The sequence below is a fragment of the Cobetia sp. PDI-23MA genome, from assembly GCF_059507735.1.
Window position 1 is genome coordinate 2,710,129 of the sequence record NZ_CM183352.1, and the last position, 25,024, is coordinate 2,735,152.

Below are 25,024 nucleotides of genomic sequence, written 5' to 3' on the forward strand. Positions count from 1 at the left end.
CCTTCTGGCATGACGCGATCTGGCGAACGGCAATCTGCAACAAGGGGGGAGACAAGGAGGGAAATACGCAAAACCCCTCGCCACCAGGGGTGACGAGGGGTTTGAGGCTGACACTCGAGCCTGACTGACGCGTGCGATCAGGCCGCGCGGGTCAGGATACGGCGCGCCACGTCCGGCGTGATATCGCCGTGCTCACCGATGGCGGTGAAGCCGTGACGGGTCAGGTTGTCGACCAGCTGATCGATGCTGTCGGCACTGATACCAGCTTCGCTCAACGATACCGGCGCGCCCATGCGCGTGAAGAACTCACGGGTCTTGTCGATGGCAGCGCGCGCAACGCTCTCCTCATCACCTTCCAGTGCCCAGACGCGACGACCGTATTGCGCCAGCTTGGCACGCTTGGCCTCGAACAGCTCTTCCCACAGCGCCGGCATCACGATGGTCAGGGTGCGACCATGATCGACACCGTGCAGTGCGGTAATCTCGTGACCGATCATGTGGGTGGCCCAGTCCTGCGGCACGCCACGCCCGATCAGGCCGTTGAGACCCAGGTTGGCGGCCCACATGATATTGGCGCGCACGGCCAGGTCATCCGGCTTGCTAAGCACCTTGGGGCCTTCCTCGATCAAGGTCAGCAACAGACCCTCGGAGAAGCGATCCTGCACCGGCGCGTTGACCGGGTAGGTCAAATACTGCTCGCTGACGTGCACGAATGCATCGACGACACCGTTGACGCTCTGGCGCTCCGGCAGGGTCAGGGTGGTGGCCGGGTCCAGCACCGCGAAACGCGGATAGGCCAGTTCGCTGAACATCGGCAGCTTGTCATGTGTCTCATAGTTGGTGACCACGGCATTGCCATTGGACTCGGAGCCCGTAGCCGGCAGTGTCAGTACCACGCCCAGCGGCAGCGCCATCTCGGGGTGCTTGCCCTCGGCGAGAATTTCCCACGGATCACCGGCATGACAGGCGGCGAGCGCGAGAAACTTGCTGCCATCGGCGACGCTGCCACCTCCGACCGCCAGCAGATAGTCGATCTTCTCGCGCTTGATGATTTCCAGGGCTTCGAGCAGGGTGTGATAGCTCGGGTTCGGCTCGATGCCGCCGAAGCTCCACCACTGACGACCTTCCAGTGCGCCTTCGATCTGATCCATCACGCCGTTGCGCTTGATCGACCCGCCACCGTAGGTGACCAGCACGCGGGCATCCGCCGGAATCTCGTCACGCACCTTGGCGATCTGGCCGGCACCGAAGTGCACGCGGGTCGGGTTCTGATAGGTAAAGTCCTGCATGATGCTCTCCTCGCGGAGTCAGGGGCGACACGGCAACATGAGATGACAGAGCCGTGGTCAGGCGCCACCTGACACAGAGTGATATGTGGGCGAAGTGACAGAAAAGCACGACGATGACGCCACCTGCCCACGAACGATGGTCTGCATTCTAGAGCAGCGACCAAGACTAAAGTAGAGCACAGGCCGCACGTCTTTGGTTCGTAAGAGTCACCAATCCTTACAACCAGTGATATTTAGCGACCAGTAATGCGTGATGGCAAATGTTTGGCCAACCACGCAAAAGGCCCGCCGCGGCGAGCCTTTCGTGACTGTCTGAGCAGCGCGCGTACGCGCGGTGTCAGGTGTTCGGGTCTCCAGTTCGGGTCTCCAGTTCGGATCTTCAGTAATGCTGGCTCAGTTCTAAGATCAAGTTCTAAGATCAGAGACGCACCAGCATCTTGCCCTTGTTGCCACCCGAGAACAGCTTGAGGAAGGCGTCCGGCGTCTGCTCGAGCCCTTCTTCCACCGTCTCTTCGTAGTCGATATCGCCCTTGGCGACCTGCGGCCCTACCTCTTCGAGGAAGCGGCTGTAGTTCTGCCAGTGATCAAAGACGATGAAGCCTTGCATGCGCGCGCGACGGATCAGGATCATCGAGATGTTCGAGGGGCCAGGCGCCACCTCGGTATCGTTGTAGCTGGAGATCATGCCGCAGACGGCGATACGAGCGCCGACATTCAGGTTGTTCAGCGCCGCCACTAGGCAATCACCGCCGACATTCTCGTAGTAGACATCGAAGCCGTCCGGGCAGGCTTCCTTGAGCGCCTTCGTCAGCTGCTCGGCATCCTTGCCCTTGTAGCTGACCGCCTTGACGCCCCGCGCTTCCAGCCAATCGAGCTTTTCCTGGCTGCCGGCGATGCCGACGACGGTGCCGCCCTTGGCCTTGGCCAGCTGGACGGCGAGCGAGCCGACCGCACCGGAGGCCGCGCTGACCAGCACGTTATCGCCCTCTTTCATCTCGGCGATGATGTTGAGGCCGGTCCAGGCGGTCATGCCCGGCATGCCCAGCACGCCCAGGTAGGCCTGCTCCGGCACCTCGATGCTCGGCAGCGGTTCGACCTGGTCACCAGAGAGCTGCGCGATGTCACGCCAGCCACCCATGTGACGTACCTTGTCGCCGCGCTTGAAGCGAGAGTCACGTGACTCGATCACTTCACCGACGGCTGCGCCCTGCAGCGGCTCATTGAGCTCGAAGGGGTCAATATAGGTCTTCACGCCGCTCATGCGGCCACGCATGTAGGGATCCACGGACAGCCAGCTGTTGCGAATGCGCACCTCGCCTTCACCGAGCTCGCTCAGCTCCTCTTCGCGCAACTGGAACAGGTCGCGTTCCGGGGTGCCTTTCGGATAGTCGGTGATCGTGTAATAGCGTGTCTGCATGCGATGCTCCTTGCGAATGATCTGGTCAAACGACTTGTGATCAGAATCGTCATCAGGCCGCTGGCCCGAGGCCTCAACCCTGTGACGACTGGCCGCCGCAAGCGTTGCTCGGCGACGAAGTGCCCCCAGATTACGCGCGCTCCCGATATCACACCAATGACAGAAACTGAATCCCGGTATGCATGAGGCTGATATCATATGCGGTTGAAACTGCACACTTTCATCCCAGTGACTGGGCCGCCTCGCTACCGGGAACCACTTGCCATGCACCTGGCTGAACTTGCCCGCCATGATCTCAATACGCTGGTTGCGCTGCATGCGCTGCTGGAAACCCGCAGCGTGTCGCGGGCCGCTGAGCGCCTCAACCTGAGCCAGCCTGCGGTGTCCCGCACCCTGGGCCGTCTGCGCGAGGCCTTCGATGACCCCCTGTTCGTACGCGCGCAACGCGGTCTGCGCCCCACCGCACGGGCAGAGGCCCTCAGGCAGCCCCTCGCCCGTCTGCTGCAGGAGCTGGGTGCCCTGCTGGCACCGCCCGAGTTCTCGCCTAGAGATAGCCAGCGTCGCTTTCAGCTGGCCACCACCGATTACGGCATGCACGCCTTCGTGGCGCCCCAGATCGCCCCGCTGCACGCGCAGGCACCCGGCATCCGCCTGGATATCCAGGCCTATGGCGGCAATGTCGAACAGCAGCTGGAAGAAGGCGGGCCGGAGCTTGCGATGTGCGTGCCCACCGCCAGGGTGCCGGCCGGCGTGCATGGTCGCGAGATCGGGGATGATCAGTTCGTCTGCGTGATGCGCCAGGACCATCCGCTGGCAGCGAAGGAGACCTTGAACCTGGAGGACTTCCTCGCCGCCAGTCACCAACTGATCAGCATGGGCGGTGATGAGCGAGGCGCGGTGGACCTCAAGCTGGCGGAACTGGGACTGAGTCGTCAGGTGGTCATGCGCCAGCCCCATTTTCTGGCCGCCTTCAGTGTCAGCTGCCACAGCGACCTGCTGCTGTGCGTGCCGGGCTGTCTGGCCATCAGCATGCTCGATCAGCTGCCGCTGGCCCTGCGTCCGCTACCCATCACCCTCAACCGCTTCTCCTACTGGCTGGTGTGGCACGAACGCCTGCATCATGACGCTGGCCACCGCTGGCTACGCCAGACGCTCTCCACAGGCATTCAGGTCCGTCACCGCGAACTCTCCCAGCAGCTGCGTCAGCGGCTGGGCTCGTGACTTGATACATGACGCGTGACCTGACACCAAGCTCGTGATCTGACGCCACACCCGCACGCAGCCTCGCGGCCTGAGCTTCGCTACCTGAGCCTGCGAGGCTTGAACCCAATGACCTGAACCCAATGGCTTGAACCAAAAAAAGACCGCCACCCCAGGGGGTGACGGTCTCATTGGCAGGCAACGCTGCCCACGCCAGTTGCCTGGCTCATGTGCGCTCGATCAGTTGCGCTCGATCTCGGCACGCTCGCGCAGGGATTCCTGCAGGCCCGTGACAGCGGCCTGAGCACGCAGACGCGTGGCCAGACGCGAGAGGAACTGGTCCATCTCGCTCGGCTCGGCCTCGCCGATCTCGGTCAGGGCGATCAGCGCGATGCCACCACTCAGCGACGCCTTGCCGTAGACCGGCTGGCCATCCTGCGGGTGCGCCAGCGTGAAGGCCTGCTTGACCAGGCTCTGCGGCAGCTGGGTGCTGGCCTGACGGCTGACGTCATCAGCCTGCTGCCAGTCGATCCCCTCGAGTGATCCACCCTGGCGCAGCGTCTCCAGACGCTTCTCGGCCAGTGCCTCGAGTGCCTTGGCAGTCTTGTCGGCCTTGGCTTCGCGCTGAACCTGCTGCTTGACCTCATCCAGTGCCAGCGTGGTGGCCGGGCGCTGCTCGAGGACGCGCAACACCAGACGGCGGCTGTCGTCCAGTTCGATGACATCACTGTTGTAGCCCTCTTTCAGCACTTCGTCACCGAAGGCTGCCGCCATCACACCCGGCTCGGACAGCAGTTCGTCATCGTTTTCCTGCGCGACCCAGTCGGTCTTCTCAAGCGGCAGGTCCAGATCCTCGGCGACGCTGGCCAGATCATCCGCCGCGAAGCTCTCGTCCTTCAGCTGCTGCGCCTTCTCGTTGAAGGTATCGCGGGAAGCGGCCTGACGGGCTCGCGTCAGCAGCTCGTCGCGCATGTCCTCGAAGGGCGCGATGTCCAGACCGGTCACCTTGATCAGATGCAGGCTGTCGCCGGTATCGACGATATCCGACACCTGGCCTTCATCCAGCGCGAAGGCCGCGTCATCGAAGTCTTCACCGAAGATACCGCGGGTGATCACGCCAAGCTCACCGCCATCCTCGGCCGTGGAGCTGTCTTCGGAGACCTCGGCCGCCACCTTGGCGAAGTCTTCGCCGTTGGCGAGTGCGTCACGTGCGCCCTCGAGCTTGGCACGTGCCGCCGCATCATCGTCACCCTTCTCGACCATGATGTGCGCGATCTCCCGCGGCGCGTCGGCACGCTTGGCCGCATATTCAGCCTTCAGCGTGTCTTCGCTGATATCGCCACCGCTGGCCAGCTCGTTCTGGTCCAACAGTACGTAGGCCAGCTTGACCTGTGCCGGACGACGGTAGTTGTCCTGATGGTTGTCATACCAGGCCTTGAGCTCGTCTTCGCTGACCGTCACCGGCGCATCGAGGTCCGCGCTGCTCAGCGTGGCATAACGGAAGGTGCGCGTCTGACGCTGCAGCTGGCTGAGCTTCTCTTCTTCGCCCGGCAGCACGAAGGCACTGGCGGCAAAGCCGTCGGTCAACTGTTGGCGCAGGGTGTCGCTGCTCAACTGCTGACGGAAGGAGGTGGGCGAATAGCCGGCGCTGGCCAGACGATTGCGGAACAGGTCGGCATCGAAGCGTCCCTTGTCGTCCTGGAAGTCCGGAATGCTCACGATCAGTTGATCGAGCTGCGCATCGGACATGTGCAGGCCGCCTTCCTCGGCGTATTGATCCAGCAGGCGGGAATCGATCATCTGGTTGATGATCTGATTGCGTGCTTCGCGCTCCTGTTCCGGCGCTACCTGGCCAGAACGGATGGCACGCTGGACTTCGGTTTCCACCGCCTGACGGCTGATGGTATCGCCATTGACCGTGGCCACGTCGTCACTGCTGGCAGTGAAGGCGCCAATGATCGACTCAACACCAAAGAAGGCAAAGGTGACGACAATGAAACCAACGATCGTCTTGGCCACCCAGCCATGCGACCGGTCTCGAATTCGTTGCAGCATGCAGGCCTCGAACTACAGGGATTGGAATGGCCACAAGGGCCGCGACTCAGTGACTGATGATTATACGCATGCCGCAGACAGATGCAGGTGACTTTGCACGACTGACTGACTCGCCAGGGTCATCAAACGCTTGCGCCCTGCCGACATGGCCGGGTTCAGCCACAAAAAAAGCGCATCGCCAGGCGATGCGCTTCGATGTTCTGGTGCCGGTTCGGCAGTCATCAGACCACTCCCGAACCGGTACCGCGCCACCGGGTGCCTGCGAAGCAGGCAGACCTCAGTTGACGGCGTCTTTCAGTGCCTTGCCAGCCTTGAAGCTCGGCACCTTGGCAGCACTGATCTCGATCGGAGCGCCAGTCTGCGGGTTACGGCCAGTACGTGCAGCACGTTCCTTGACAATAAAGGTGCCGAACCCGACCAATGCCACGGTTTCACCCTTCTTCAGGCTATCAGTGACGGTGTCGACCATCGCATCGAGTGCACGGCTAGCTGCTGCTTTCGGAATGTCGGCAGATGCAGCAATGGCTTCGATCAGCTCGGATTTATTCACTCTTCACCCCTTGAATTTGCAAAAATTACCAGAAATCAGCGCGAAAATTACGGGTGCTAAACGCGATCGCGACGAAGCGGAGTTTATAGCAACGCCCTCAAACGACTGTCAAGCAACCTCACGCGCAAAACCGCACCACGCCGACATTTCGACAGCGGCATGGCCAAAAAAATCCCGTCAATGTGTACTGATCATTGTCTGACGACCACCGGCATCGTCTGAACGAGAATCGTCCTTCTCAGCAGTCGACTTTTCTGCTAGAGCCACCTCAAGCACCTCGTCGATCCAGCGCACCGGCCGAATATCGAGTGCATCCTTGATGGTGTCCGGAACCTCCTTGAGGTCACGGCGATTTTCCTCGGGAATCAGCACAAGCTTTATACCACCGCGTCGCGCCGCCAGCAATTTCTCCTTGAGGCCACCGATCGGCATGACTTCGCCACGCAGGTTGACCTCACCGGTCATTGCCACGTCACAGCGCACGGGGCGTCCACAGTAAGCGGATACCATCGCGGTGACCATGGCAGCGCCCGCACTGGGGCCGTCCTTGGGCGTGGCGCCTTCCGGCACGTGGATGTGCAAGTCTTCCTTCTCGAAGCGCTCAGCCTCGATACCGAAGGCCTCGGCACGCGCACGCACCACGGTGTGGGCCGCACTCACCGACTCCTTCATGACGTCGCCCAGTGATCCGGTCTTGCTGACACGGCCCTTGCCCGGCGTGACGACAGATTCGATGGTCAGCAGCTCACCGCCGACGGAGGTCCAGGCCAGGCCAGTGACACGGCCGATCTGGTCCTCGGCATCGGCGAGGCCGAAGCTGTACTTGCGGACCCCCGCGTAGTGCTCGACCTGCTCGGCCTCAAGGTGCATGGAAGACAGTGCGCCCTCCTTTGCCTCGGCGACCACACGCTCGCGCACGATCTTGCGGCAGACCTTGGCGAGCTGGCGCTCAAGCTCACGCACACCGGCTTCACGCGTGTAGTAACGGATCAGCTCGAGCACGGAGGCTTCGCTGAAGGTCAGCTCGCCCGGCTTCAGGCCATTGGCCTTGAGCTGCTTGGGCGCCAGGTAGCGCATCGCGATGGCCAGCTTCTCGTCTTCGGTGTAACCCGGCAGACGGATGATTTCCATGCGATCGCGCAGCGGGCCCGGAATGTTCATCGAGTTGGACGTACAGATGAACAGGGTCTCGGACAGATCGTAATCCAGCTCGAGATAGTGATCGGCGAACTTGTCGTTCTGCTCCGGGTCCAGCACCTCAAGCAACGCCGAGGCCGGATCACCGCGGTGGTCCATGCCCAGCTTGTCGATCTCGTCGAGCAGCACCAGCGGATTCTTCACGCCCGTCTTGACCATGCGCTGGATGATCTTGCCCGGCAGTGCCCCGATATAGGTGCGGCGGTGACCGCGGATCTCGGACTCATCGCGCACGCCGCCCAGCGCCATACGGGTGTACTGGCGGTTGGTGGCACGTGCGATGGACTTGCCCAGCGAGGTCTTGCCGACACCCGGCGGACCGACCAGACACAGCACCGGCCCCTTGAGCTTCTTGACGCGCTTCTGCACGGCGAGATACTCGAGGATGCGTTCCTTGACCTCATCCAGACCGTAGTGATCCTCGTCCAGCACCTTGGCGGCGTGGTCGATGTCGTGACGCACACGCGTGCGCTTCTTCCAAGGCACGTCGCACAGCCAGTCCAGGTAGGTGCGCACCACGGTCGCCTCGGCGGAAGTCGGCCCCATCATCTTGAGCTTGTTGAGCTCTTGGGTAGCCTTCTCCTCTGCCTCCTTCGGCATGCCGGCGTCCTTGATGCGACGCTCGTACTGCTCGACCTCGTTGGGCACGTCATCCAGCTCACCCATTTCCTTCTGGATGGCCTTCATCTGCTCGTTGAGGTAGTACTCGCGCTGCGACTTCTCCATCTGCTCCTTGACGCGGGTACGAATGCGCTTCTCGACCTGCAACAGGTCGATCTCCGCTTCGATCAGCGTCATCAGGTGCTCGATGCGGTCACGCACCTTGTCCATCTCGAGCAGCGCCTGCTTGTCATTGATGCCAAGCGACAGGTGCGCGCTGATGGTGTCCACCAGACGGCTCGGGTCCTCGATGCCCTGCAGGCTGCCCAGCACTTCGTTGGGCACCTTCTTGGAGAGCTTCACATACTGCTCGAATTGATTGAGCAGTACGCGTACCAGGGTTTCCTGCTCCCGCTCGGACAGCGGCTGGCTGTCACGCAAGACGACATCGGCAATGCTGTGGCCGTCGTCGTGCAGGCGGATCGCCTGGATATCGGCGCGCGAGCTTCCCTCGATCAGCACCTTGACGGTGCCATCAGGAAGCTTGAGCAGCTGCATGATGTCGGCAACGGTGCCGATGGCGAACAGGTCTTCCGCCGTCGGGTCGTCCTGGCTGGCTTCACGCTGCGCCGCAAGCAGGATCTTCTTGTCGCCTTCCATGGCCACTTCGAGGGCCTGGATCGACTTTTCCCGGCCGACGAACAGCGGAATCACCATCTGGGGATAGACCACCACATCCCGCAGCGGCAGCAGCGGAAGTGTCAGGGTCTGATCTTCGTTCTGCTCCATGGCAGACGTTCCTCGGTATTCTGTGGGTGGGCCGCCTCACACGGCACTTTGATACTAGGACCATGGGGGCAAGGTCATGATTTTGCAATGATCCCGACACGCCTGGCGGTAACTCAACGCTGAATGAAGCCGTGCGTGCCCCGCGAATGCATCACAATAAGGATGACTTGCGAGCGCAAACGCAACGGGGGGCCTTGCGGCCCCCCGTTGGTGCGACTCAGGCCCGGACGTTTCAGCCGTCCTTGCCGGCCACCTTGCCCTGACTCTCTTCGTTCTTGGAGTAGATCAGCAGCGGCTTGCTGTCGCCGGCAATCACCGACTCATCCACCACCACCTTGCTGACACTCTCCTCGGACGGGATGTCATACATGGTGTCGAGCAGCACGGACTCGAGGATCGAGCGCAGACCACGTGCGCCGGTACGACGCTCGATGGCCTTGCGAGCCACGGCACGCAGCGCATCTTCGCGCAGGTCCAGCTCGACATCTTCCATCTCGAACAGGCGCGAGTACTGCTTGACCAGCGAGTTCTTCGGCTCGGTCAGAATCTGCACCAGGGCATCTTCATCCAGCTCGGTCAGCGTCGCGATGACCGGCAGGCGGCCAACGAACTCGGGAATGAGACCGAACTTGACCAGATCACCCGGCTCGACGTCTGCCAGCACGCGACCCACGGTCTTCTCGTCCTGCTTGCTCTTGACCTCGGCATTGAAGCCGATGCCACCCTTCTCGGCGCGTTCGCGGATCACCTTGTCCAGGCCAGCGAAAGCACCGCCGACGATAAACAGGATGTTGCCGGTATTCACCTGCAGGAATTCCTGCTGAGGGTGCTTGCGACCGCCCTGCGGCGGCACCGAGGCAGTGGTGCCCTCGATCAGCTTGAGCAGTGCCTGCTGCACGCCTTCACCCGAGACATCACGCGTGATGGAGGGGTTGTCGGACTTGCGCGAGATCTTGTCGATCTCATCGATGTAGACAATGCCGCGCTCGGCCTTCTCGACATCGTAATCGCATTTCTGCAGCAGCTTCTGGATGATGTTCTCGACGTCCTCACCGACATAGCCCGCTTCGGTCAAGGTGGTCGCATCCGCGATGGTGAACGGGACGTTCAACAGGCGCGCCAGCGTCTCGGCCAGCAGCGTCTTGCCGCTACCGGTCGGGCCGATGAGCAGGATGTTGGACTTGCCCAGTTCCACTTCATCCGCGGCCTTCTGACCGGCGCGCAGACGCTTGTAGTGGTTGTACACCGCCACGGACAGCACACGCTTGGCGCGGTCCTGGCCGATCACGTAATCGTCGAGAGTGGAACGAATCTCACGCGGCGCCGGCAGGCGATCATCATCACCTTCGGCGTCGGCTTCGAGGACCTCTTCGCGAATGATGTCATTGCACAGATCGACACATTCGTCGCAGATGTAGACGGAAGGTCCTGCGATCAGCTTGCGCACTTCATTCTGGTTCTTGCCACAGAAGGAGCAGTACAGCAGTTTGCCGTTCTCGTCCTTGCCTTTGCCGTCAGCCATTCGCGTACCTCTCAATGGCGGCGACTCCCCGGGGAGCCGCCGGAAATGCATGTTTGCCGACGTCAGGTCAGCCGTTTACGCGGGATCATTCCACGTCGGGACGGCGTTCCAGCACGGCATCGATCAGGCCGTACTCCACTGCCTGATTGGCCGCCATGAAGTTGTCACGGTCGGTATCATTGGCAATGGTGTCGAAGTCCTGGCCAGTGTGGTGCGCGAGAATGCGATTGAGCTTCTCACGGATGGTCAGGATTTCCTTGGTGTGAATCTCGATATCCGTGGCCTGACCCTGATAGCCGCCCAGCGGCTGGTGGATCATGACGCGGGAATTCGGCAGCGCGTAGCGCTTGCCGGCGGCACCGCCTGCCAGCAGCAAGGCACCCATGCTGGCTGCCTGGCCGATGCACACGGTGGACACGTCGGGCTTGATGAACTGCATGGTGTCGTAGATCGCCATCCCTGCAGTCACGGAGCCACCCGGCGAGTTGATGTACAGATGGATGTCCTTGTCCGGGTTTTCAGACTCGAGGAACAACAGCTGAGCCACGACCAGATTGGCCATGTAATCCTCAACCGGACCCACAAGGAAGATCACCCGTTCCTTCAGCAGGCGGGAATAGATGTCATAGGCCCGTTCGCCGCGAGCATTCTGCTCGACAACCATCGGAACCAGACCGCCAGCATTCTTGATGTCGAAGTCGTTCATGGGGGCTTCCTTCATCCGATGACATTGATATCCATTGAGCATGCCACTTTACCCCGCCCACTGACCAGAGACCCGGCCGTAGCCGGGTCCTGGTCTAGCAAGCACTAGGGGTCAACCAAGCTTCAGGCTTGCTCGCCTTCGGCTTCAGCAGCCTCTTCTTCTGCTTCTTCCTGCTGCTGTGCAGCCTGCAGGGCTTCCTGGTAGGACATGGCAACGTCCTTAACCTGAGCCTGTGCCAGCAGCTTGTCAACGGCCTTCTCTTCAAGCAGCACCGACTTGAGCTGATTGCGAGCCTGTTCGTTGGAACCATAGTACTCGGTGACCTGAGCCGGGTCCTGGTACTGCTGAGCCATTTCTTCAACGCGAGCATTCAGCTCTTCGTCACTGACGTCCATCTCGTTGCTGCTGACGACTTCGCTGAGCAGCAGGCCAGTCTTGACGCGCTGGACCGCCTGGTCCTGGAACAGCTCGCCCGGCAGCTGGGAGACGTCGAAGTCTTCGCCCAGACCGAACTGCTGTGCCGCCTGACGCTTCAGACCGTCGATTTCCTGGTCGGCCAGAGCCTGCGGCACGAGGATGTCGTTGGCCTTGGTCAATTCGGCCAGCACCTGCTGCTTGACGCGATTCTCGATCGCGTTCTTCAGCTCACGCTGCATGTTCTTCTTCACTTCCACCTTGAAGCTTTCGACATCGGCAGCTTCCAGGCCGAACTGGGCGATGAACTCTTCGTTCACTTCCGGCAGTTCCTGAGCCTTGACGGCGTGGACCTTGACCTTGAAGGTCGCTTCCTGACCGGCGAGGTGCTCGGCCTGGTAGTCAGCCGGGAAGGAAACCTTGATTTCCTTGTCGTCGCCGGCAGCAGCGCCGACCAGCTGCTCTTCAAAGCCCGGGATGAAGCTGTTGGAGCCCAGCACCAGCTCGTGACCTTCTGCCTTGCCGCCTTCGAAGGCCTCTTCACCGAGGAAGCCTTCAAAGTCGATCTTGACCTGGTCGCCGTCAGCGGCAGCGCGCTCGACGTCGGTCCAGGAAGCGTTCTGCTTGCGCAGGGTCTCGATCATCTCTTCGACGTCGGCGTCGGTCACTTCAGCCTGCGGACGCTCGATTTCAGCGCCTTCGATCGGCTTCAGTTCGATTTCCGGGTAGATTTCCAGAGTCGCGACGAACTCCAGATCCTTGCCGGCTTCATCGACGGTCGCGTCGATCTTCGGCCAGCCAGCCGGGTTCAGTTCGTTTTCGGTGACGGCGGTCACGTAATGCTGGCGCATGATCTCGCCAACGATCTCGTTGCGCACGTCCTTGCCGTAACGCTGTTTCACCACTGCCATCGGCACGTGGCCCTTGCGGAAGCCGTTCAGACGAACGGTCTTGGCGGTTTCCAGAAGACGGGCGTTGACGGCCTGGTCGACTTCAGAAGCCGGCACCGTGATGGTGACCGTGCGCTCGATCGGAGAAGTCGTTGCGACAGAAGCTTGCATGAAAGTTCCTCTACCCACTGGTGGCGTTCGAATCATAAAGGCGAAGATTGTAGAAACCCCGCCACGCGCTGGCAAGCGCGGATATGACCCCTTCATATGGTGCCTTGGTCCAAGTTATTCAAGGACCCCGGCCATTTTCTGCTCCACCTACCCGCCAGACAGGCGCCTGGAGCGCCCGGCGACCCGGAATCGTCATGCATGGAGCAGTGCGAAAAAAACCAAAAAAAAGGAGGAGAAAGCCATTGGCCTTCTCCCCCTTTTGCGGCATGCCGCCCGCCCAAGTGGGCCAGGCAGCATCCTGATATTCATCGAGACGTGGGGTGGATGATGGGGTTCGAACCCACGACCACCGGAGTCACAATCCGGGGCTCTACCACTGAGCTACACCCACCACTTCTGGAGATTGGACAGAAAGCCTGCCGCCTCCATCTCGTTGATACTGCTCAAGCTGACATGCAATGGGGTGGATGATGGGGTTCGAACCCACGACCACCGGAGTCACAATCCGGGGCTCTACCACTGAGCTACACCCACCACTGCATGAACATCTTCACATCGTCTGGTCGCAGTCATCAGGCTCAGTGAAGAGCATTCCGACATCCACTTCGATGACAAACATCATCTCGATGGCACGCCCAGCAGGACTCGAACCTGCAACCTACGGCTTAGAAGGCCGTTGCTCTATCCGGTTGAGCTATAGGCGCAGAAACTAATGCTGCGAGTCAACCTCCGGACAAAGCCCTGAATACTGTTTCAGAAGACCTAAGCCTTGCGAGACGTTGTATTCAAGTGGTCGGGATAGAGGGATTCGAACCCCCGACATCCTGCTCCCAAAGCAGGCGCGCTACCAGACTGCGCTATATCCCGAAACCGTCTTCAACCGACCGTCGAACCCCGTCGATGCGAGGCGTATTCTACCGAACTTTCGTCTGCGGTCAAGCCCTTACGTGAATTCTTTCCAAAAGAATCGTTTGCCCCTCGCGCTGTCATGCCAATGTCATGTCGCGAGCTTTCATCCATGAAGCCCCCAACATCTCTGCTTGCTGATACAAGACGCCTTACCTGTCATCGCTTCTGCCACTGACACAGTGATGACTTGCGACGGCTGAGCGCCGCCGGTGGACTGACTATTGTCCCTACGCCTTCTGCTTCTCTGCCCTACAACCTCCCCTTCCCCCCTTTCTCCTTTCCTTGCTTCTACCTATGCCTCTACCTCTACCTTTGCTTGCGCCTCTATTGATGGAGCGTCAAGGCAACAATCGCATGGCATGCCCCCACTCTCGCCTGCCTCCTGGCGCCGTCATCTGACCTGTGGGCGACTGCGGAAGACCTGACGCCCATGACAGCTTTCGACCAAGGTCTTCATTCGGCGTTGACTGGAGGGCAAGGCATGCGAAAATTGGCCATCGTTGACCCTCCTGCATTTATCGCCCACGAGAAGGAATGATCGCTGATGTCAGCACAACTGATAGATGGCAAGGCCATTGCCGAACGCGTACGCCAACAGGTAGGCCGACAGGTCGATGCGCGTCGTGATGCCGGTGAACGTATTCCGGGGCTTGCCGTCGTGCTGGTCGGCGAAGACGCGGCGTCCGAGGTCTATGTCCGCAACAAGCACCGTGCCTGTGAGAAGGCTGGCATTCTCTCCACCCAGCACCGCCTGTCCGCTGACACCACTCAGCAGGAGCTGGAAGCCCTGGTCGACCAGCTGAATGACGACACCAGCATCGACGGCATCCTGGTGCAGCTGCCGCTGCCGGCGCATCTCGATTCACGCCCGATTCTCGAGCGCATCCGTACCGACAAGGACGTGGACGGCTTCCACCCCTACAACCTCGGTCGTCTAGCGCAGCGCCTGCCAGTAATGCGCCCCTGCACTCCCAAGGGCATCATGACGCTGCTGTCCGAGAGCGGCCTGCAGGTACGCGGCATGGACGCCACCATCGTGGGTGCCTCCAATATCGTCGGTCGTCCGATGTCACTGGAGCTGATGCTGGCCGGCTGCACCACCACCGTCTGCCATCGCTTCACCAAGGATCTGGAGAGCAAGGTCCGTCAGGCCGACCTCGTTGTGGTCGGCGTCGGCAAGCCGGGTCTGGTCAAGGGTGAGTGGATCAAGGAAGGCGCCATCGTCATCGATGTGGGCATCAACCGCCTCGACGATGGCTCGCTGGTCGGTGACGTGGAGTTCGCCCCGGCAGCGGAACGTGCAGGCTGGATCACGCCGGTACCGGGCGGCGTCGGGCCGATGACCGTTGCCTCGCTGCTGGAGAACACCCTGTTCGCCGCCGAGTTGCACGATGCCCAGCTGGCCGGCAAGTAAGTACAAGCCCTCTCGCTGACACCTCCCCTGGCCACGGGGCATCGCGTGACAGGATGCCCCGCAGGCCCTGCTTCAGGATTTCATCATGTCCCTCAAGACACTTGGCATCATCGGCGCCATGGCCGAGGAAGTCGCCATCCTCGCCGAACTGCTGGAAGACAGCACCACGACTCGACATGCCGGCTCCACCTTCCACGTCGGCCAGCTGCACGGCCTCAAGGTCGTGCTGCTGCAGTCCGGCATCGGCAAGGTCAACGCCGCCGTGGGCGCCTGCCAGCTGATCGAGCGCTATCAGCCGGACGCCATCATCAACACCGGTTCCGCCGGTGGCTTCGCCTCCGATCTGGAGATCGGCGATGTGGTCATCTCCAGCGAAGTGCGTCACCACGACGTCGATGCCGTGGTGTTCGGCTACGAATATGGCCAGGTGCCACAGATGCCGGCCGCCTACCCGTCAGACCCGGCACTGGTGAAGATCGCGCGTGAGTGCGTCGAAGCCCAGGGCGAGATCAAGGCGCGTGAAGGCCTGATCTGCACCGGCGACATCTTCATGGCAGACCCGGAACTGGTCGCGCTGACTCGCTCACGCTTCCCGGACATGCTGGCCGCCGAGATGGAAGCCGCCGCCATCGCCCAGACCTGCTTCGTCTATGAGATGCCGTTCGTGGTCATCCGTGCGCTGTCTGACATCGCAGGCAAGGACAACAACAGCCAGTCCTTCGAGGAATTCCTGCACGTCGCCGCACGTCAGTCCTCGCGCATGGTCGAGGCCATGGTCAAGCGCCTCGCCAGCTGATCAGCCGCTGCCTGAGAGCGACCCCGCCCGACTGACCATAAAAAACCGCCGCCCCTCTCGGGACGGCGGTTTTTTTCGCGGTGACATTTTCGCGGCGACAATGCGTCATGCCAACGGCATCAGCCTTCCAGCACCCAGGTTGTCCCCTCGCGGGAATCCTTGAGGATGATGCCCTGAGCGGCCAGCTCGTCACGAATACGGTCAGCACCCGCGAAGTCCTTGGCCTTCTTGGCGGCAGCACGCGCCTCGATCTGCGCCTGAATCTCGTCTTCCGACAACGCCAATGCGGCTGTGTCACCCTTGAGGAAGACCGCCGGGTCCTGCCCGAACAATCCCAGCAGGCCGCCCAGCGACGTCAGCTCGAAGGCCAGCGCCGGCGCCTGCTGCGGCGCCTCCTTCTTGGCACGGTTGAGCTCGCGGGCCAGCTCGAACAGCACCGACAGCGCACCGGCCGTATTGAAGTCGTCATCCATGGCTGCCACGAAGCGTGCCTGCCAGTCACCTGACACCTCACCCTGTTCGGGCGTGACGTTCTCCAGCGCATTGTAGAAGCGCTCCAGCGAACGACGCGCCTCATCCAGCGAGTTTGCCTCGTAGCTGATCGCGCTGCGGTAATGGCTGGCCACCAGCAGATAACGCACCACTTCCGGGTTGTGCTGCTCCAGCACATCACGAATCGTGAAGAAGTTGCCCAGCGACTTGGACATCTTGTCCTGCCCGACACGCACTGCGCCGGCGTGCATCCACACGTTGGCATACTGCTGACCAGTGGCGGCTTCGGACTGGGCGATCTCGTTCTCGTGATGCGGGAAGGTCAGGTCCGGCCCGCCACCATGGATATCGAAGGTGTTGCCCAGGCAGCAGGTCGACATCGCGGAGCACTCGATATGCCAGCCCGGACGGCCCGCACCCCAGGGGGATGGCCAGCTGGCCTCGCCCGGTTTGGCTGCCTTCCACAGCACGAAGTCGAGCGGATCTTCCTTGGCCTCTCCCACTTCCACGCGCGCGCCGGACTGCATGTCATCGAGCTGACGGTTGTTGAGCTTGCCGTAGCCTTCGAAACGACGCACACGGTAGTAGACGTCCCCATTGCTGGCCGCGTAGGCAAAGCCCTTGTCGATCAGCGTCTCGGTCATCGCGATGATATCGCCGATGTGGGCGGTCGCCCGTGGCTCGCGATCAGGCCGCAGGATCCCCAGACGACCCTCGTCTTCGTGCATCGCCTGGATCATGCGCTCGGTCAGCGCCTCGAAGGCTTCGCCATTCTCGTCGGCACGCTGGAGGATCTTGTCGTCGATATCGGTAATGTTGCGCACATAGGTGACGTCATAGCCACGCGCACGCAGGTAACGCGTGATGATGTCGAAGGCCACCATCACACGCGCATGGCCGATGTGACAGAGGTCATAGACCGTCACGCCACAGACGTACATGCGCACCTTGTTGCCTTCCAATGGCACGAAGGGTGCCTTGGTCCGGCTCAGGGTACTGTAGATGGACAGTGTGCTCGCGGCATCTTCGAGTGAAATCATTCAGTCATCGCCCTTGGCTACTTTGCTGACAGCGCTCTGTCAGTCTTGCGAAATGGAGCGACCCGCAGGCCGATCATGCAACTTCGTCATCGAAGGTACAGGATCCGCCTGCGGGCCGTGAAGCGGGTAAAAGTCATGCCAGCAGACCTCCCGCAGGGGGCCTGGCTGCCATCAACCCTTCTTCTGGGCCTTGGCCCAACCGTCCTTCAGGCTGACGGTACGGTTGAAGACCAGCGCGCCATCGACGCAGTCATGGCGGTCGGCGACGAAGTAGCCGATACGCTCGAACTGGTAACGCGTTTCCGGCGCGGCATTGCGCAGGCTCGGCTCACCGAAGCCCTTGACGATGCTCAGCGAGTTCGGATTGAGGTGCTCAAGGAAGTCGACATCCTTGTCACGGTCCGGCTCGGCTTCCAGGAACAGGTTCTCGTACTGGCGCACCTCGACCGGCACCGCGTGCTCGGCGCTGACCCAGTGGATGACACCCTTGACCTTGCGGCCTTCCGGGTTCTTGCCGAGGGTCTCGAGATCGACACTGCAACGCAGCTCGACGATCTCGCCGGCCTCATCCTTGATCACTTCATCACAGCGGATGACGTAGCCGTTGCGCAGACGCACTTCCTTCTCGGGCGCAAGGCGGAAGAACTTCTTCGGCGCATCTTCCATGAAGTCGTCGGCGTCGATCCACAGCTCACGGGTCAACGGAATCTGGCGCGTGCCCATGTCGTCACGCGCCGGATGGCCGGGCACCTCGAAGACTTCCTCATGGCCTTCCGGCAGATTGGTCAGCACCACCTTGAGCGGGTTGAGCACGCACATGGCACGCAGCGCGTTGTCTTCCAGGTCGGAACGGATGGCGTGGTGCAGCATGCCGATCTCGACCATGCCACCATCCGCGCGGCTCACGCCGATCATGTCGCAGAACTTGCGAATGGAAGCGGCCGTGTAGCCACGACGACGCATGCCCGAGATGGTCGGCATGCGCGGGTCATCCCAGCCATCGACGACGCCTTCGTCCACCAGCAGCTTCAACTTGCGCTTGGAGGTGACGGTGTAATCCAGGTTCAGACGCGCGAACTCGATCTGACGCGGCGTGCTCGGCACCGGCAGATTGGCGAGGAACCACTCGTACAGCGGGCGGTGGTCTTCAAACTCCAGCGTACAGATGGAGTGCGTCACGCCTTCCAGTGCATCGGACTGACCGTGGGTGAAATCATAGGACGGATAGATCTTCCACTTGTCGCCGGTCTGGTGATGGCTGGCATGACGGATACGGTAGAGAATCGGGTCGCGCAGATTGATGTTGGGCGCCGCCATGTCGATGCGGGCACGCAGCACCTTCTCGCTCTCGCCGAACTCGCCCTTCTTCATGCGCTCGAGCAGATCGAGGTTTTCCTCGGGACTACGCTCACGGTAAGGGCTCGGGCGACCCGGCTCCTTCAGCGTGCCACGATATTCACGAATCTCGTCAGGCGACAGGTCATCGACATAGGCCTTGCCTTCACGCACCAGGTGCTGGGCCCAGGCATAGAGCTGGTCGAAATAATCGGAAGCGAAGCGCACCTTGCCGGCCCACTCGAAGCCCAACCATTCGACGTCTTCCTTGATGGCGTCGATATAGGCCTGCTCTTCCTTGGCCGGGTTGGTGTCATCGAAGCGGAGGTGACAATCGCCACCGAGCTGCTGCGCCAGACCGAAGTTCAGACAGATCGACTTGGCGTGCCCGATATGCAGGAAGCCGTTGGGCTCCGGCGGGAAACGCGTGACAACCTTATCGGCACGGCCGGCCTCGAGTTCTTCGCGGATCTGGTTAAGCACGAAGTTCGGGGCGCTCTGGGTCTCGGTACTCATGAAGTTTCGCTGCACCTCTGTGTGGTTCCTGGGCGTCGTATTGCGGGTCGTCATGTGGTTGAACGAACGTGCGCAAGGACAACAAGACGGATGATCAGGGCTGCATCCACGCGCCTGCCGCCCGCTCAGGCTTTCGTGTCTGGATGCAAAGCCGCTATTATAGCGCGACGCCCGCAGGCGATGCCATGAAGCCGCGCCTGCCTGACACTTGAGCAAGACAGATGACCGGGAAGCCCGCATGATCGTTCTTCACACCAACTACGGCGATATCACCCTCGAACTCAACCACGAGAAGGCCCCGAAGACCGCGGCCAACTTCGAGCAGTACGTGCGTGAAGGCCACTACACCAATGTCCTTTTCCACCGCGTCATTCCGGGTTTCATGGTTCAGGGCGGTGGCTTTGACACTGACTTCAACCAGAAGCCGACCAATGGCGTGATCGAGAACGAAGCCGACAACGGCCTCAAGAACGACCGCGGCACCGTGGCCATGGCTCGCACCATGGACCCGCACTCCGCCAGCGCCCAGTTCTTCATCAACGTCAATGACAACGACTTCCTGAACTTCACCAGCAAGACCAGCCAGGGCTGGGGTTACTGCGTGTTCGGCAAGGTCGTCGAAGGCATGGACGTGGTCGAGAAGATCGAAGCAGTCAAGACCACCCGTCGCGACGGCCACGCCGACGTGCCGGCAGAAGACGTGATCATCACCAGCGCTGAAATCACCGAATAAGCGATTTCGCCTGATCACGCCGCAAGGCGTGCCTGCCGCCCGGCCTTGCCTCGTGATCGCGAGTGTCAGGCTGGGCGGTTTGCGTTATGAACTCCCACGGCAGTGCGCCCTTGCGATGCCCTACTGACCGCCCACCTTCGCGGACCCCGACCATGAACATGACTGCCACCACCCTCTTCATCTCCGACCTGCACCTGCAACCCGACACGCCCGAGATCGCCCAGGGCTTTCTCGACTATCTGGCGCGCCTGGCATCTTGCCAGCCTGCCGTCGAGCGTCTGTTCCTGCTGGGTGACATCTTCGAGGTCTGGGTCGGCGACGACTATCGCAACGACTTCACCGACAGCATGAGCGCTGCGCTCAAGCGTATCGCCGAACGCGGCACCGCAATCTTCTTCATGCACGGCAATCGCGACTTCCTGGTCGGTGAGACCTTCGCAGCCGAGGCCGGCGTGACACTGCTGCCCGACCCGAGCGTGATCGAGCTCGATGGCGAGCGCGTGCTGCTGATGCACGGCGATAGCATGTGCACCCGCGACGAGGCCTACATGAAGTTTCGTGCCATGACCCGCGACCCTCAGTGGCAGGCACAGATTCTGGCCATGCCGCTGGAACAGCGTCTGGCGCTGGCCCAGTCATTGCGCATGCAGTCCGGCGAAACCAACAGCGAGAAGGACGAGGCGATCATGGACGTCACGCCCGAGGAAGTGGTGCGCGAGATGCGTGAGCACGGCGTGCGCACGCTGATCCATGGCCATACGCATCGCCCGGCGGTGCATGAACTCGAGATCGATGACGAGCCGGCGCGCCGCATCGTGCTCGGCGACTGGCGCCCGACCCAGGCCTTCGACATCATCGCTTGTGGCCAGGGGCCAGAACTGCGTGAATTTGCGCTGCCGCTGGTCGATGCGATCACTCACGGCTGATCGCTCGCACACACCAAAAAGCCCCGCTGCCGATCACGGCAGCGGGGCTTTTTGCTTACGCTCTCACAGTATCAGGCGCTTCGCTGCGCCAGTCGCTTCGCTCAGGCCGGTGACGATGCCTTGCGGCGCGCACGCCCCTCGGCGATCTCCACCAGCTGATGCCAGCCCAGCACCGCGGGGGCATCGGCACTCGGCAGCCCTTCCAGCAACACTTTCAGACGCTGACACCGCTCGGCATCATGGGCATCGACCAGACGCAGCCAGGCGGCAAGCCCCATGGCTTTATGGTGGGTGTTTTCCTGCTCGATGGAGTAGGACAGCCCCTGCTCGATCAGGGAGCGCACCTTCTCCATCGGCAGCCCCTGAGCACTGCGCAGGCTCGCGACCAGATAGCTGACCTCTGACAGGTAGAAGGAATTGCGCTCCTGGGCGACCAGCAGCACCTTCTCCATGTATTCCTCAGCGGCAGCGTACTCGCCCAGCGCCATCACGGCGTCCATGTACCACAGATTGGGACGCTGATGACGCTCGCGACCGGTCAGTTCCGCGAACTCGTTCATGCTCGACTGCAGCATGGACAGGCCATTGCGATCGCCGTTCATCGCCCGCGCCCAGCCCAGCACACCATGCGCGGCCATGTGCCAAAGGTGAAGGTCCGCTGAACGCGTCACTTCCAGGGCCCGCTCGGCGCGCTGGGTCGCCAGATGGGTGTGGCCCAGCTGGCGATACAGGGAGGTGGAGAACATCAGTGCCATCGCCAGCGAACCGGGCTGACCGATCTGCTCGGCCATGCGAATCGCCGCCTCGGCCTGCTGCTCGGCCTTCACGTAGTCGCAGCGCAGACACGATGTCCAGCTCTGCAGACATGACGCTGCCACCTGCGGGTGATCGCTGAACGGCAGCCATTCGAGGACCATCGGATGGTTGACCGGATCGATCTCATCCAGGTGCTCGCCCGCCACACGCACGCGACCGGCCCAGAACTCGCAGTGGGCACGTGCATAATCGGCCAGACGGCGATAGCGATCATCGGAAAGCTCTTCCGCCAGCTCGCTGAGGCCCGAGGCCAGCGCGAAGGCATCGGCGTGGGCATGACGCTCGCTGCAGCCGACCCACAGACCCCATTTGACGATGAAGGCCTGTTCAAGGTCCGGCTCATCGTCCTCGACCAGCGCAGGACTGCTGAGCAGATTGCGTGCCTGCACGAAGCTCTCGTGGGCAATGCGTGAGCCATGGCCCTCCAGCGCGAAGCCGGACTGACCGCGTACCGTCAGCAGGCTGACCTCGCGCTCTTCCTGTCCATCGACATGCTTGAGGCAAGCCAGGCCGTTGTCCGCCATCCTGAGCGCGGTGCGGTTGGCGCTGATCTTGAGCGCCTCGCGCGCCGAGAGCTCGAAGTAACGCGCGGCACGGCTGAAGTTCTGCGACTTGCGCAGGTGAACGGCGAAGTAGCCGGGGTGACGACTGATCCAGGCGGGATACTTGTCCTCGATGAGCGCGACCACCTGATGGTGAATCCGGCGTCGCACATCCCGCGGACACGACAGATAGGCCGCTTCCTGGATCAGCTGATGGGTAAACTGGTAGTCGAATTCGCTGTCGCTGCCGCAGGCCTCGATGATCTCCAGACGCTGCATGTTCTCGATGGCACGCTTGAGGCGGCCCTCTTCGAACTCACAGCTCTGGCGCACGAAGCTCAACTTGAAGACACGCCCCAATACCGCGGCGGCGTGAGCGACATCGCGCCCTTCTTCCAGCTGATCGATACGACTGGAGAGCAGGCCGATCAGGCCCTTGGGCAACTCGTCGAGCTGCACCGGGCGCCCTTCGCGGCGGTCCATGTCGAGACGACGGCAGATTTCCTGCAGGTAGAGCGGCACGCCATCGCAGCGCTCGATGAGCTGACTGCGCATGCGCGGACTCAGGTGCAGGCGATAGCGACGTGACAGGTGCGACAGCAGGCGCGAGACCTGCATCGGATCGAGGCGACCCAACGCGATGTACTGGTCCCAGTTGAGCTTGACTGCCAGGCTGTCGCGACCGTTGTGGCTTGCGGCCAGCATGAAGCCGATGTTGATCGGCAGACGCGCCTGCAGGCCAGCCAGTACCTTGAGCGACGGCTCGTCGAGCCACTGCAGGTCATCGATCATCATCACCAGCGGGCGCAGGCTGGCTGACTTCTCGATCACCAGATGCAGCACACGCACGACGCGTTCGACCGTCTCACTGGACTGGATCAACACTTCGTCTTCCGTGGTGTCTTCCGCAGTGCCGAGCACCGCATGGAAGGAGCGACGCACTTCCTCGCTGATGCCCTGCAACGCCTCGGAGGACTCGAACAACTGCTCGACGCTTTCGCGATCGATATTGCCGTCCAGACGCCAGCGAATCAGTGCCGTCACGACACTGTAGGGCTCCAGCTGCGAGAGGCGCGTGGTCGGCATCCAGCACAGCCCGACATCCTGGCTCTGCTCCAGCTGACGGAAATTGACCATCAGGGCCGACTTGCCCATGCCGGTGTTGCCACTGACCAGCACGCTCTGGCGCAGGCCGATGCTGGCGCGAGCCAGTGCATCGCGCAGACGACGCAGCTCGCCCTCGCGACCAATCAATGTCGGCAACGAGGATTCGCGAGTAGCGACGCTGCTGCCCAGCACCAGCGCGCGCAGACGCACGCGACCGTCAGCGGCCAACAGGCGCGAGGTCAAGCGGGGCTGCAGGTCCAGTGCCGGCGGCATGTGCTGGCTGGCTTCCTGGGAGATCACCAGCTCGCTGCCTTCGGCGGCGGTCATCAACTCGAGGGAATATTGCGTGACCTGACCCAGCGGATCGGCCAGCTGACGCTCCGGCAGGTAGATGACCTGACCGGAGTGCAGGCCCGCCGACAGCGAGAAGACCGGCGGCTTGCCTTCGCCGTCCCACAGCTTGGCGATCTCATCGGGGATCGCCTTGCTGCAATGTTCATAGAGCGCGACCAGCTCGGCGAGCTGATGCGCCGGGCCGTGGGTACCGAAACATGCCAGACCCACGCCCCCCGTGGCACCCGGCAGCCAGAAGCCCCCCAGGTGGTGGCACTGCTGCTCCAACCAGCGCAACAGCTCGATCTGCAGCGTCAGGCAGGCACGCGCCCAGACGCGGTCACGATGGCTGTCCTTGACGCTCAGGCGTATGGCCATGACCGACAGCTGACGGTGATCGATTTCCTCTTCGCGCAGCGGCGCGCTGTCCAGCGAAAGGGTCCGTGAGATGGCGCCCTGCGGCGTCATGGAGCTCATGGTCTCGCTCTTGCCATCGGACCAGTAACGCGCCAGTTGCAGGAAGCCGGGGTCCGGCTGCTGGCCGGAGAGCGCCAGCTGCTGCAGGAAGGCATTGAACTGCTCATGGGCCGCGGCCGACTGACCGCCTTCGGCCAGCTGACGCACGAGACGCTCATGGAAGGGGCCGTAACCGGAGAAGCGGCTGACCAGCGTGCGCAGCACGTCATCGGGCAGCGGTTCATCCGTGGCCAGCACCCGCTCGGCGAACTGGATGACGCGCTGACGCCACTCGCCACGCACCTTGATCATCCAGCGCTGGAAGTCAGGGCACTGGGTCAAGGCGAGCTCCTCGACCAGATCGCCACGATACAGGGTGAGAATCTCTCCCAGGGTGGCGACGGAGGGCGGTGCCAGCAGCAGGCCGTTGAGCTCGTCGAGATCAAGCTCCCAGTGCTCCGGCAGCGAGAGCGCGATGGTCTGACGCGACACCGTCAACAGATTGTCGGCCTCGTCGCCGAGACTCTGACGCAGACAGTGCAGGGCGTGGCGAAGGTTGGTCCGTCCGGAGGACAGCCCCTGATCCGGCCAGAGCAACTCCGCCAACCCGGCACGGGAGACGGCCTGATCATGCAGCAGCAGATGCAGAAGTAGCGCCTTGACCTTGTCGTAGCTGAACTGAGTCAGCGTGTCATCACCCAACGTCAGCTGGAAATGTCCCAGCAGTGCCAGTTGAGCTTGACCAGATGTTTCCTGCGTCATGTGTCATCCATTTCAAAGTCGCGAACGAAACGCCAGCCCTGCCACGG

16 protein-coding genes and 4 tRNA genes are annotated in these 25,024 nt (G+C 61.9%); 5 read left to right on the top strand and 15 right to left on the bottom strand.

The window, feature by feature from the left end; translation table 11 throughout:
• Positions 1-137: 137 nt before the first annotated feature.
• Positions 138-1,289: an iron-containing alcohol dehydrogenase gene (locus AC5WNJ_RS11490; protein ID WP_495929737.1), complete on the bottom strand. Its 1,152-nt coding sequence runs from the start codon at positions 1,287-1,289 to the stop codon at positions 138-140.
• 418 nt (positions 1,290-1,707) lie between these two features.
• Positions 1,708-2,706: a zinc-binding dehydrogenase gene (locus AC5WNJ_RS11495; RefSeq protein ID WP_176677549.1), complete on the bottom strand. Its 999-nt coding sequence runs from the start codon at positions 2,704-2,706 to the stop codon at positions 1,708-1,710.
• Positions 2,707-2,970: 264 nt separating this feature from the next.
• Between AC5WNJ_RS11495 and AC5WNJ_RS11500 the strand changes: the two genes are divergently transcribed.
• Positions 2,971-3,927, top strand: coding sequence for a LysR family transcriptional regulator (locus AC5WNJ_RS11500; RefSeq protein ID WP_495929738.1), 957 nt, complete (start codon positions 2,971-2,973; stop codon positions 3,925-3,927).
• Positions 3,928-4,146: 219 nt separating this feature from the next.
• On the opposite strand, the gene AC5WNJ_RS11505 is transcribed toward AC5WNJ_RS11500, so the two are convergent.
• The 10 genes from AC5WNJ_RS11505 to AC5WNJ_RS11550 all read right to left on the bottom strand — a co-directional run bounded on the left by AC5WNJ_RS11505 (position 4,147) and on the right by AC5WNJ_RS11550 (position 13,667).
• On the bottom strand, positions 4,147-5,961 hold the full coding sequence (locus AC5WNJ_RS11505; RefSeq protein ID WP_495929739.1) for a SurA N-terminal domain-containing protein: 1,815 nt from the start codon (positions 5,959-5,961) through the stop codon (positions 4,147-4,149).
• 277 nt (positions 5,962-6,238) lie between these two features.
• Complete coding sequence (locus tag AC5WNJ_RS11510) at positions 6,239-6,511, bottom strand: HU family DNA-binding protein (RefSeq protein ID WP_043331296.1); 273 nt, start codon at positions 6,509-6,511, stop codon at positions 6,239-6,241.
• A gap of 177 nt (positions 6,512-6,688) precedes the next feature.
• Positions 6,689-9,097, bottom strand: a complete 2,409-nt coding sequence (gene lon, locus AC5WNJ_RS11515) for an endopeptidase La (protein ID WP_253061082.1) — start codon at positions 9,095-9,097, stop codon at positions 6,689-6,691.
• Positions 9,098-9,329: 232 nt separating this feature from the next.
• Positions 9,330-10,619: an ATP-dependent Clp protease ATP-binding subunit ClpX gene (clpX, locus tag AC5WNJ_RS11520; RefSeq protein WP_043331299.1), complete on the bottom strand. Its 1,290-nt coding sequence runs from the start codon at positions 10,617-10,619 to the stop codon at positions 9,330-9,332.
• A gap of 85 nt (positions 10,620-10,704) precedes the next feature.
• A complete protein-coding gene (clpP, locus tag AC5WNJ_RS11525; RefSeq protein ID WP_043331300.1) occupies positions 10,705-11,325 on the bottom strand; it encodes an ATP-dependent Clp endopeptidase proteolytic subunit ClpP in 621 nt (206 codons plus the stop codon).
• A gap of 122 nt (positions 11,326-11,447) precedes the next feature.
• The gene (tig, locus tag AC5WNJ_RS11530; RefSeq protein ID WP_253061084.1) at positions 11,448-12,800 is read right to left on the bottom strand and encodes a trigger factor; all 1,353 of its coding nucleotides are present in this window, start codon (positions 12,798-12,800) and stop codon (positions 11,448-11,450) included.
• A 316-nt stretch (positions 12,801-13,116) separates the two neighbouring features.
• Positions 13,117-13,191: transfer RNA gene (locus tag AC5WNJ_RS11535), tRNA-His, on the bottom strand.
• Positions 13,192-13,259: 68 nt separating this feature from the next.
• Positions 13,260-13,334 (bottom strand) — tRNA-His (locus AC5WNJ_RS11540).
• 93 nt (positions 13,335-13,427) lie between these two features.
• A tRNA-Arg gene (locus AC5WNJ_RS11545) sits at positions 13,428-13,504 on the bottom strand.
• Positions 13,505-13,590: 86 nt separating this feature from the next.
• A tRNA-Pro gene (locus tag AC5WNJ_RS11550) sits at positions 13,591-13,667 on the bottom strand.
• A 586-nt stretch (positions 13,668-14,253) separates the two neighbouring features.
• On the opposite strand from AC5WNJ_RS11550, the gene folD reads away from it, so the two are divergent.
• Positions 14,254-15,123 (top strand): bifunctional methylenetetrahydrofolate dehydrogenase/methenyltetrahydrofolate cyclohydrolase FolD, encoded by an 870-nt coding sequence (folD, locus tag AC5WNJ_RS11555; RefSeq protein ID WP_176677554.1) that lies wholly within the window; start codon positions 14,254-14,256, stop codon positions 15,121-15,123.
• A gap of 85 nt (positions 15,124-15,208) precedes the next feature.
• Positions 15,209-15,919 (top strand): 5'-methylthioadenosine/S-adenosylhomocysteine nucleosidase, encoded by a 711-nt coding sequence (mtnN, locus tag AC5WNJ_RS11560; protein WP_176677555.1) that lies wholly within the window; start codon positions 15,209-15,211, stop codon positions 15,917-15,919.
• A 119-nt stretch (positions 15,920-16,038) separates the two neighbouring features.
• Here mtnN and cysS read toward each other — a convergent pair whose 3' ends face one another.
• Together cysS and AC5WNJ_RS11570 are read right to left on the bottom strand one after the other, a co-directional pair.
• Entirely contained in the window at positions 16,039-17,421 is a 1,383-nt protein-coding gene (gene cysS, locus AC5WNJ_RS11565) for a cysteine--tRNA ligase (protein WP_495931048.1), read from the bottom strand.
• 201 nt (positions 17,422-17,622) lie between these two features.
• Positions 17,623-19,302, bottom strand: a complete 1,680-nt coding sequence (locus AC5WNJ_RS11570; RefSeq protein WP_495929740.1) for a glutamine--tRNA ligase/YqeY domain fusion protein — start codon at positions 19,300-19,302, stop codon at positions 17,623-17,625.
• Between the two features lie 238 nt (positions 19,303-19,540).
• Between AC5WNJ_RS11570 and AC5WNJ_RS11575 the strand changes: the two genes are divergently transcribed.
• Entirely contained in the window at positions 19,541-20,035 is a 495-nt protein-coding gene (locus AC5WNJ_RS11575; protein WP_175088611.1) for a peptidylprolyl isomerase, read from the top strand.
• A 152-nt stretch (positions 20,036-20,187) separates the two neighbouring features.
• Positions 20,188-20,961: a UDP-2,3-diacylglucosamine diphosphatase gene (locus tag AC5WNJ_RS11580; RefSeq protein ID WP_495929741.1), complete on the top strand. Its 774-nt coding sequence runs from the start codon at positions 20,188-20,190 to the stop codon at positions 20,959-20,961.
• 101 nt (positions 20,962-21,062) lie between these two features.
• Here AC5WNJ_RS11580 and AC5WNJ_RS11585 read toward each other — a convergent pair whose 3' ends face one another.
• Positions 21,063-24,977 carry an ATP-binding protein gene (locus tag AC5WNJ_RS11585; protein WP_495929742.1) on the bottom strand — a complete coding sequence of 1,305 codons (3,915 nt, stop codon included), beginning with the start codon at positions 24,975-24,977 and terminating at the stop codon, positions 21,063-21,065.
• Between the last annotated feature and the right edge of the window lie 47 nt (positions 24,978-25,024).